Source organism: Pseudokineococcus basanitobsidens (assembly GCF_037482545.1).
GTDB classification, from domain to species: domain Bacteria; phylum Actinomycetota; class Actinomycetes; order Actinomycetales; family Quadrisphaeraceae; genus Pseudokineococcus; species Pseudokineococcus basanitobsidens.
This window is the reverse complement of sequence record NZ_JBBIAA010000003.1, coordinates 312447-319814: the sequence shown is the minus strand read 5'-3', so window position 1 is coordinate 319814 and position 7368 is coordinate 312447. Positions and strand designations below refer to the sequence as shown.

Genomic DNA, 7368 nt, shown 5'->3' with positions numbered 1-7368 from the left:
GCCATCTGCTCGACCAGGTCCGCGACCGCACCCACCGTCGCCGCGTAGGACACCGCCCGCACCCGGCCCTGGTCCACCAGGGCGTCCACCAGGGACCGGGCCCGCCGCCGCGCCACCGGCAGCTCCGGGTGCTCGCTGCCCGGGAACGCCCACCCGGACCCGCCGGACCCGCCGGCCCCGTCGCCAGCAGCAGCAGCAGCGCCGGCGTCACCATCGCCGTCCCGGCCCTGGCCCGGGCGCTCGTCCGCAACCTCGTCCGGGGCCTGGCTGGGGCGTGCGTCCGCGTCCCCGTCCGGGTCGTGGCCGTCGGGCAGGGGCGGCCGGTCGTCGAGAGCCACACGCACCACCCCGTCCACCCCGCCACCGACGTCGAACAGGTGTTCGACTGAGAGGACGGTAGCGGGAGGGTCCGACAACGACCCACGCACCGCGAGAGCTGTGGACGACGGCGGGCACAGGCGACCTGTCGACGCCCCTCCCGGGGGCGACCGGGGTCCACGCCGCGGCAGACCCGTGCTCGCCCCCGCGCCGCCGACCTCAACGCCGGGAGCGGCGACGTCGGACGGGGCTCACCACCAGGGGACGAACGGGTCCACGCCGACGGCGACGAAGAGAAGGGTGAGGTACGAGATGGAGACGTGGAAGACGCGCATGGCGCCGGCCGTCGCCACGGGCTCCGGCGAGGCGTCCGCGCGGCGGGCCCGGCGGCGCAGCGCGTGCGCCTCGACGAGGAACCACGCGCCGAGGACCACGGCACCGAGCGTGTAGACCGGGCCGGTGGAGGCGACGGGCACCAGCAGCAGCGAGCACGCGACCATCGCCCACGAGTAGGCGAGGATCCTGCGCGCCACGAGCCCCGGTCGTTCGACCGCACCCAGCATCGGGACGTCGACGGAGCTGTAGTCCCGGGCGTAGCGCATCGACAGCGGCCAGTAGTGCGGCGGGGTCCACAGGAAGATGACGCCGAACAGCACGAGCGGCGCCCAGGCCAGGGACCCCGTGACCGCCGCCCAGCCGATGAGCACCGGCATGCACCCGGCCGCCCCGCCCCACACGATGTTCTGCGACGTCCGCCGCTTCAGCCCGAGCGTGTAGACGAAGAGGTAGAAGGCGATCGCCGCGAGCGCGAGAGCCGCCGACAGGACGTTGACGAGGAGCGAGAGCCACACGACCGAGGCCACGCCGAGGCCGACGCCGAAGACGACGGCCTCGCGGGGGCTCACCTCGCCGGTGACGAGGGGCCGCTCGCGCGTCCGGTCCATCCGCGCGTCGATGTCGCGGTCCACGTAGCAGTTCAGGGCGTTGGCGCTGCCCGCCGCGAGGGACCCGCCGACGAGGGTCGCGAGGACGAGCCACGGCGAGGGCAGCCCGCCCGCGGCCAGCAGCATCGTCGGGACGGTCGTGACGAGGAGCAGCTCGATGATGCGGGGCTTCGTCAGCGCCAGGAAGGCGGCGGCGCGGGAGCGCTGCGGACGTCCCGACGCCGCGGGGTGCAGCGGCCCGGAGACGCCGACGCCACCGGACGCCGGGGCCACGACGGGCGACCCGGCCGGGGTCGTCCGCGATGCGTCGGTCGCTCTCACGACAGCTTCACGAGGAGGTCTCGTCCGATCCTTCGAGGGGCGGGTCCACGGCGCGCACGCACGGTGCCCGCGAGGGCCCGTCCCGCGGGGTCCCCGGGTCTGCCACCGGCCGGGGACGTGCGCAGCCGCGTGCGGCCGATCGTACGCGGACGACTCGTGCGGGGGTCGGCGGCCCGACGGTCCGCGCGGGCGACGGCCTGGCCGGGGCGAGCGCCGCCGCCCGCCCCCGCCGGCCCGGTCGAGGGCCTCGTCGGCGGCGCGTCGGTCCTCGGCGCGCACGGGCGGCGAGGGTCCCGCGCCACTAGGGTCCTGCGCGCAGAGGCCCGAGGGCTCCTCCTCCGCCCCGACCGAAGTCGGGCGCGGGCGCAGGGAAGAGGACGGGGCGGGGCGGCGCTGGCACCAGCAGGCGCCGTCGACGCCCACCGGCCTCCCGGCCGGAGCGGTCGGACGGCCAGGCAGGCAGCACACGCATCGACACCGGTCCGCCGGTCCGGGAGCACCGCCCGGCGGCCGCGGAAGGACGCAGGAGCGCATGGACATCGAGACGACGCCGGACGCCTTCACCTGGAGCGACGCCGACCGGCGCGCCGTGGACACCGTCCGCGTGCTCGCCGCGGACGCGGTGCAGAAGGTGGGCAACGGCCACCCGGGGACGGCGATGAGCCTCGCGCCCGCCGCCTACCTCCTCTTCCAGAAGGTGATGCGGCACGACCCCGCCGACTCGCACTGGCACGGACGGGACCGTTTCGTGCTCTCCGCGGGGCACTCGTCGCTGAGCCTGTACATCCAGCTGTACCTGGCGGGCTACGACCTCGGCCTCGACGACCTCAAGTCGCTGCGGACGTGGGGGTCCAGGACGCCCGGGCACCCCGAGTTCCGGCACACGGACGGCGTCGAGATCACGACCGGGCCGCTCGGCCAGGGCCTCGCCAGCTCCGTCGGCATGGCGATGGCCGCCCGCCGCGAGCGGCACCTGCTCGACCCCGACGCCGCCCCGGGGACGAGCCCCTTCGACCACACGATCTACGTCGTCGCCTCCGACGGCGACGTCCAGGAGGGCGTGACCTCCGAGGCGAGCTCCCTCGCCGGCCACCAGGAGCTGGGGAACCTCGTCGTCATCTACGACGACAACCGCATCTCCATCGAGGACGACACGGACATCTCCTTCAGCGAGGACGTGCTCGCGCGCTACGCGTCCTACGGCTGGCACACCCAGCACGTCGACTTCACCCGGGGAGGCACCTACTCCGAGGACGTGGAGGGCCTGCACACGGCGATCACGAAGGCCCGCGAGGAGACGAGCCGCCCGTCCATCATCAAGCTGACGACGGTCATCGCCTGGCCGGCCCCCACCAAGCAGGGCACCGGTGCCGCGCACGGCTCCGCGCTCGGCGACGACGAGGTGCGGGGCATCAAGGAGGTCCTCGGCTTCGACCCGGAGCGGACCTTCCAGGTCGACGACGAGGTCCTCGAGGTGACGCGGGCGAGCACCGAGCGGGCGAAGGGCGTGCGCGCGGCCTGGGAGGAGCGCTACACGGCGTGGCGCGAGGCGAACCCCGAGCGCGCCGAGCTGCTCGACCGCATGTCCGAGCGCCGCCTGCCCGAGGGCTGGACCGACGCGGTGCCGGAGTTCCCCGCCGGCAAGGACGTCGCGACGCGGTCGGCCTCCGGCGACGTGCTCACCGCGCTCGCGGACGTGCTCCCCGAGCTGTGGGGCGGCTCCGCCGACCTCGCCAGCAGCAACAACACGACGATGGAGGGCGTGGGGTCCTTCGTCCCGCCGGGCCGGGCCACGAAGATGTTCCCGGGCGACGAGGGCGGCCGGACGCTGCACTTCGGCATCCGGGAGCACGCGATGGGCGCGATCCTCAACGGGATCACGCTCCACGGCGGCACCCGCGCCTACGGCGGCACCTTCCTCATCTTCAGCGACTACATGCGCCCGGCGGTGCGCCTCGCCGCGCTCATGGCGATCCCCACGATCTACGTGTGGACGCACGACTCGATCGGCCTCGGCGAGGACGGCCCCACGCACCAGCCCGTCGAGCAGCTCGCCGCGCTGCGCGCCATCCCGGGTCTCGACGTGGTCCGTCCGGCGGACGCCAACGAGACCTCGTGGGCCTGGCGCGCCGTGCTCGAGCACACCGACCGCCCGGCCGGGCTGGCCCTGACGCGGCAGAAGCTGCCGACGCTGGAGCGCGGTGACGGCGAGGCGCAGGGCTCCACCCTGGCGTCCGCGGCCGGCACCGTCCGCGGCGCCTACGTGCTGGCCGAGGCGGACGGCGGGGACCCCGACGTCCTCCTCGTCGCGACGGGCTCGGAGGTCCAGCTCGCCCTCGGGGCGCGGGAGCAGCTCGCCGCGGAGGGCGTCCGCGCCCGCGTCGTCTCGATGCCGTGCCGGGAGTGGTTCGACGCGCAGGACGACGACTACCGCGCCTCGGTCCTGCCCCCGTCCGTGCGGGCCCGGGTCTCGGTCGAGGCCGCGGTGGCCCAGGGCTGGCGCGACGTCGTCGGCGACGCCGGCCGCACGGTCTCGCTCGAGCACTTCGGCGCGTCGGCGGACTACGAGACCCTCTTCCGCGAGTTCGGCATCACCGTCGACGCGGTGGCCGACGCCGCCCGCGAGTCCGTCGCCGCCGCGCGCGGCGGCGACACCCCCGGCGGGGCCGCCACCACCCCGACCGACGCCGGGACCGGCGACCAGCAGTGACCGAGGGCGCGGCGGCGGGATGTTCCTGCGGTCCCCCCGCCGCCCCGGCACGGACCACCCGGCACGCCGTCCGGCGCGCCGCGCACACGCCCTGGAGGACATCGTGACCACCCCGTCCAGCACCCCCGGCCCCTCGGCCGACCCCGGGACCACCGGCACCGGGCCGCTCGCCCAGCTGTCCGCCGAGGGCGTGTCCGTCTGGCTCGACGACCTCTCGCGCGAGCTGCTCGAGAGCGGGGAGCTGCAGCGCCTCGTGGACCGCAGCTCGGTCGTCGGCGTCACGAGCAACCCGACGATCTTCGCGAGCGCCCTGTCCAAGGGCGACGCGTACGCGGAGCAGTCCACGGCCCTCGCCCGGCGCGGTGCGGGCGTCGACGACGCCGTCTTCGAGCTGACGACCGAGGACGTCCGCCGCGCGTGCGACCTCTTCGCGCCCGTCTACGAGCGCACGGGCCACCTCGACGGGCGCGTGTCGCTCGAGGTGGAGCCGGGCCTCGCGCACGACACCGAGGGGAGCATCGCGGCCGCGCGGAAGATCTGGTCGGCCGTGGACCGGCCCAACCTCATGGTGAAGATCCCCGCCACCGTCGAGGGGCTGCCCGCCATCACCACGGCCCTGTCGGAGGGGATCAGCGTCAACGTCACGCTCATCTTCTCCCTCGACCGCTACCGGGCCGTCATGAACGCCTTCCTCACCGGTCTCGAGCAGGCGCGCGAGGCCGGTCGCGACCTGTCGAGCATCGCCTCGGTCGCCTCGTTCTTCGTGAGCCGCGTGGACACGGAGATCGACGGCCGGCTGGAGAAGATCGGCACCGAGGAGGCCCTCGCGCTGCGCGGGCAGGCGGGCCTGGCGAACGCCCGGCTCGCCTGGGCCGCGTACGAGGAGGTGCTCGCCACGCCGCGCTGGCAGGTGCTCGCCGACGCCGGGGCGCGCCCCCAGCGCCCGCTGTGGGCCTCCACCGGGGTGAAGAACCCGGACTACCCCGACACCCTGTACGTGACGGAGCTCGTGGCCCCGGGCACGGTCAACACCATGCCCGGCGCGACGCTCGACAAGACCGCCGACCACGGGCAGGTGCACGGCGACACGATGACGGGCACCGCCGACGCCTCGACGGCGGTCATGGACCACCTCGAGCGCCTGGAGATCTCCTACACCGACGTCGTCGACCAGCTCGAGCGCGAGGGCGTGAAGAAGTTCGCGGACTCCTGGACCGAGCTCCAGCAGACCGTCTCCGACGAGCTGGCCCGCCTGTCCGCGGCCGACGACGACGCCGAGGCCCAGCGGTGAGCCCGGCGGCGGGTGGGGCGGGCGACGCGGGCGAGGAGCCCGCGCCCCGCCTCGCGGTGGCCGTCGCCGGGGCCGCGGCCGCGGCGGTGGCCGAGCACGTGCCGGCACTCGTGGCCGACGGCGTCGCCGGTGGCGTCGCGGCCCAGCGGGCTGACCTGTGGGGCCCGGACGCCGCGGACGAGGCCGGACGACGGCTCGGCTGGGTGGCGGTCGGGGAGCGGTCGGCCGACCTGCCCGACCGGGTGGAGGCCCTGCGGGCCGAGCTCGCCGCCGAGGGCGTCGACCGCGTCGTCCTGTGCGGGATGGGCGGGTCCTCGCTCGCCCCCGAGGTCATCACCGCCACCGCCGGGGTCCCCCTCGTCGTCCTCGACGGCACGGACCCCGGCCAGGTGCGTCGAGCGCTCGCCGACGGCCTCGAGCGCACGGTCGTGGTCGTCTCGAGCAAGTCCGGCGGCACGGTCGAGACCGACTCCCAGCGCCGCGCCTTCGTCGCGGCCCTGACGGACGCCGGGGTGGACGCGGCCCGCCGCGTCGTCGTCGTCACGGACCCGGGCTCCCCCTTCGCCGACATGGCCCGCAGCGAGGGCTACCGCGCCCTGTTCGAGGCCGACCCCGACGTCGGGGGGCGGTACTCCGCCCTCACCGCCTTCGGCCTCGTCCCGGCGGGCCTCGCCGGCGCGGACGTCGCGGGCCTGCTCGAGGACGGCGCCGAGGCGCTCGCGCTGCTCGCCGCCGACGACGACGGGAACCCGGCCCTGCAGCTCGGCGCGGCCCTCGGCGGCACGCGGCCCCTGCGCGACAAGGTCGTGCTCGTCGAGGACGGCACGCCGCTCTCCGGCTTCGGGGCGTGGGCCGAGCAGCTCGTCGCGGAGTCCACCGGCAAGCAGGGCACCGGGCTCCTGCCCGTCGTCGTCGCCGGCCCCTCCTCCCCCGAGGTCGCCTCCCCGCCGCAGGACGCCCTCGTCGTCCGCCTCGTCGCGGACGCGGGCTCGGCCGGGGGCGACGGCGCGGCGCCCGACGTCAGCGGGGCGACCGCGTGGACGAGCGGCTCGCTCGGTGCGCAGATGGTGCTGTGGGAGACCGCCGTGGCCGTCGCCGGGCGGCTCCTGGGCATCGACCCCTTCGACCAGCCCGACGTCGAGAGCGCGAAGGACGCGACGCGCGAGCTCCTCGACGGCTCGCCCGAGCCCGAGCCCGCCGACGTCGTGGACGGCGACGTGGAGCTGCGCGCGACGCCGGGGCTGCTGGACGGGGTCACGACGCTCGACGGCGCGGTCGACGCGCTGCTCGCCCAGCTGCCCGAGGTCCCCGACGACCGCGGCTACCTGGCCGTCATGGCCTACCTCGACCGCGAGGGCGACGCCGACCTGGAGCAGGTGCGCGAGGCGCTCGCCGCCCGGACCGGCCGGCCGGTCACCTTCGGCTGGGGCCCCAGGTTCCTGCACTCCACCGGCCAGTACCACAAGGGCGGGCCCGCGACGGGCGTCTACCTCCAGGTGACGTCCGAGCCGGCGGGCGACGACCTGCCCATCCCCGACCGCCCGTTCAGCTTCGGCGTGCTCCAGCGGGCGCAGGCCGCCGGCGACGCCGGGGTGCTGGCCGGGCACGGGCGTCCGGTGCTGCGCGTGCACCTCACGTCGAGGTCGGCCCTGGGCCGCGTGCACGAGGTCCTGTCGCGGTCGTCCTCGGGGGGCGCCGCATGACGGCCACCGCGACGGCCGCGGGGCGCGGGCGGGGCGCTCGACGCCCCGCCCGCGCGGGCCTGCTGGGCGACGGCCGCGGGG

General features: G+C 76.1%; 5 protein-coding genes. 4 read left to right on the top strand and 1 reads right to left on the bottom strand.

The window, feature by feature from the left end:
• Positions 1 to 128 precede the first annotated feature (128 nt).
• Positions 129 to 389, top strand: a complete 261-nt coding sequence (locus tag WDZ17_RS05690; protein ID WP_339574165.1) for a hypothetical protein — start codon at positions 129 to 131, stop codon at positions 387 to 389.
• A gap of 180 nt (positions 390 to 569) precedes the next feature.
• Here the strand turns inward: WDZ17_RS05690 and WDZ17_RS05685 are convergent, their stop codons facing one another.
• A complete protein-coding gene (locus WDZ17_RS05685) occupies positions 570 to 1496 on the bottom strand; it encodes a heme o synthase (RefSeq protein WP_422631846.1) in 927 nt (308 codons plus the stop codon).
• A 619-nt stretch (positions 1497 to 2115) separates the two neighbouring features.
• Between WDZ17_RS05685 and tkt the strand changes: the two genes are divergently transcribed.
• The 3 genes from tkt to WDZ17_RS05670 all read left to right on the top strand — a co-directional run bounded on the left by tkt (position 2116) and on the right by WDZ17_RS05670 (position 7287).
• A complete protein-coding gene (tkt, locus tag WDZ17_RS05680; RefSeq protein WP_339574163.1) occupies positions 2116 to 4293 on the top strand; it encodes a transketolase in 2178 nt (725 codons plus the stop codon).
• A gap of 103 nt (positions 4294 to 4396) precedes the next feature.
• A complete protein-coding gene (gene tal, locus WDZ17_RS05675; protein WP_339574162.1) occupies positions 4397 to 5584 on the top strand; it encodes a transaldolase in 1188 nt (395 codons plus the stop codon).
• On the top strand, positions 5581 to 7287 hold the full coding sequence (locus tag WDZ17_RS05670) for a phosphoglucose isomerase-related protein (protein WP_339574161.1): 1707 nt from the start codon (positions 5581 to 5583) through the stop codon (positions 7285 to 7287). The genes tal and WDZ17_RS05670 overlap by 4 nt, the downstream gene beginning before the upstream one ends.
• Positions 7288 to 7368: the final 81 nt, after the last annotated feature.